Source organism: Saccharomonospora iraqiensis subsp. iraqiensis, from assembly GCF_000430445.1.
GTDB classification, from domain to species: Bacteria; Actinomycetota; Actinomycetes; order Mycobacteriales; family Pseudonocardiaceae; genus Saccharomonospora; species Saccharomonospora iraqiensis.
The window spans coordinates 4,444-6,343 of sequence record NZ_KE387045.1 but is presented as its reverse complement, the minus strand read 5'-3'; the positions used below and the strand labels follow the sequence as shown (position 1 = coordinate 6,343).

Annotated in this window: 3 protein-coding genes and 1 pseudogene; all 4 read right to left on the bottom strand. The window is 72.4% G+C overall.

Features of this window, described 5'->3' with window-relative positions:
• Window positions 1-161: pseudogene (locus ACTIR_RS25750) on the bottom strand (NAD-dependent epimerase/dehydratase family protein); the annotation flags it as partial.
• 47 nt (window positions 162-208) lie between these two features.
• Window positions 209-310 (bottom strand): 30S ribosomal protein bS22, encoded by a 102-nt coding sequence (locus tag ACTIR_RS25150; protein ID WP_007026313.1) that lies wholly within the window; start codon window positions 308-310, stop codon window positions 209-211.
• 180 nt (window positions 311-490) lie between these two features.
• A complete protein-coding gene (locus ACTIR_RS0103525; protein ID WP_019809390.1) occupies window positions 491-709 on the bottom strand; it encodes a helix-turn-helix domain-containing protein in 219 nt (72 codons plus the stop codon).
• Window positions 710-984: 275 nt separating this feature from the next.
• The gene (gene proC / locus ACTIR_RS0103520; RefSeq protein WP_026453245.1) at window positions 985-1,794 is read right to left on the bottom strand and encodes a pyrroline-5-carboxylate reductase; all 810 of its coding nucleotides are present in this window, start codon (window positions 1,792-1,794) and stop codon (window positions 985-987) included.
• Window positions 1,795-1,900: the final 106 nt, after the last annotated feature.

Genomic DNA, 1,900 nt, shown 5'->3' with positions numbered 1-1,900 from the left:
CGCGCGGTGCCGGTGTCGCGCGGGGGCGCGCCGGTGCGCCGCGGGGGTGCGGTGTCCACACCGATCACCCGCTCGACGCCCGGGTCGGCACTCAGCCGCGCCAGCAGCCGCCCGCCCAGATCACCGGCGACACCGGTGATGAGGACGACCTTCGGCGACATCGACTGTCCCTACGGGCCCGGTGGGACGCCCACCGAGCCGGTGATGGTTACTTGCCCTGCTTGCGACGCTGCACCCTGGTGCGGCGCAGCAGCTTGCGGTGCTTCTTCTTGGACATCCGCTTCCGGCGCTTCTTGACGACCGAGCCCACACCCACTCCTCATGGTCTACCTCGAGGGGAACGGTCCACCAGGTTACCGGTGGTCCCCCGGGCGGCCCGCACGGGCCCGGACAGCCCCGGGCGGCGGAGCCTCCCGGACACCTCCGGGCGTCCGTCCGGGCCCCTCGGAGTCCCGGCGTCCCCGGCGGGGACACCTGCGGGGACGGTGGCTCAGCCGACGTCGAAGTACGCGTTGTCGAGGTAGTCGTGGACGGCCTGTTCGGGCACCCGGAAGGACTTCCCCACCCGGACGGCGGGCAGCTCCCCGGAGTGCACCAGTCGGTAGACGGTCATCTTGGAGACCCGCATCAGCGAGGCCACCTCGGCGACCGTCAGGAACTGGACATGCCGCGGGCCCGCGGGCATGTCGTCGTGTGTGCTCGGTGGCATAGCGATTTCACCGTGTCCCTCCGCCACGCGCCGTGCCGCCCGGCTTCCCCACCGGGCGGTACCGACACGCGCGTGCTCTCAACGAGGGTAGCGGGACACATGGGACTCCTGCGACGCCTGTCAAGGGGAAACACGGCACCCGACCGGACGCACCCCCCGACTTGCGTGAGGTTGCCGTGAAGGGCACTTTCCCTGCGCCAGGGGCAGCGAGGGGCACATTCACTGCATCGCACGCAGGGAAAGTGCCCCTCACGGCACAACCCCGGGTGAGGGCCTCAGTCGCGGTGGGGGGCGCCGAGTTCGACCGAGCGGTCGCGGGCGGCTTCGATGGCGTCGAGCAGGGCGGCGCGGACGCCGTGCTTCTCCAGCTCGCGGATGCCGTTGATGGTGGTCCCGGCCGGGGAGGTCACCGCTTCCCGGAGCAGGACGGGGTGGTCGCGGCCCTCGTCGAGCATCCGCGCCGCGCCCACGGCCGACTGCACGATCAGCTGCTCGGCGACCGACCGGGGCAGTCCGAGCAGGATCCCGGCGTCGATCATCGCCTCGACCAGGTAGAAGAAGTACGCCGGGCCCGACCCGGAGAGCGCGGTGACCGCGTCCTGCTGCCGCTCGGGCACCTCGACGACCTTGCCCACGGACGTCAGCAGGGCGGTGACGGTCTCCACGTGCTCCGGCGTGGCGTGCCTGCCCGGCGACACCGCGCTCATCGCCTCGCCGACCAGCATCGGGGTGTTCGGCATGACCCGCACCACCGGCGTCCGGTCCGGCAACCTGCCCTCGAACAGCGTCGTCGGCAATCCCGCGCACAGCGACACCACCAGGGAGTCCCGCCCGACCAGCGGGGCGAGCTCGTCCAACAGTGGTTCGATGTCCTGCGGCTTCACCGCCACCACCAGCACGTCGGCACGCTCGGCCGCCTCCGGCACCTCCACCCGGGTGATGCCGTACCGCTCGGTCAGCTCGGCCGCACGCTCGGAGTGCCGTTCGGTGAACAGCAGGTCCCCGGCGTCCCGTCCCGCGGCGATCAGCCCGGACAGCAGCGCCTCACCGATCTTTCCCGCACCCAGTACCGCGATCGTCGTCATGTCCGCAGCCTAGGACCCGCCCCGCGCCGGGGCCGCCGGACCCACCACCGGTTCCGGAGCCCTCGGTGCGAGCGGCGCCGCCGGTGCGGGGCCGTCGGTGCGAGCG

Coding starts and splice junctions, on each gene's coding strand:
- ACTIR_RS0103525 (WP_019809390.1), bottom strand. CDS start 709: ATGCCACCGAGCACACACGACGACATGCCCGCGGGCCCGCGGCATGTC.
- proC (WP_026453245.1), bottom strand. CDS start 1,794: ATGACGACGATCGCGGTACTGGGTGCGGGAAAGATCGGTGAGGCGCTG.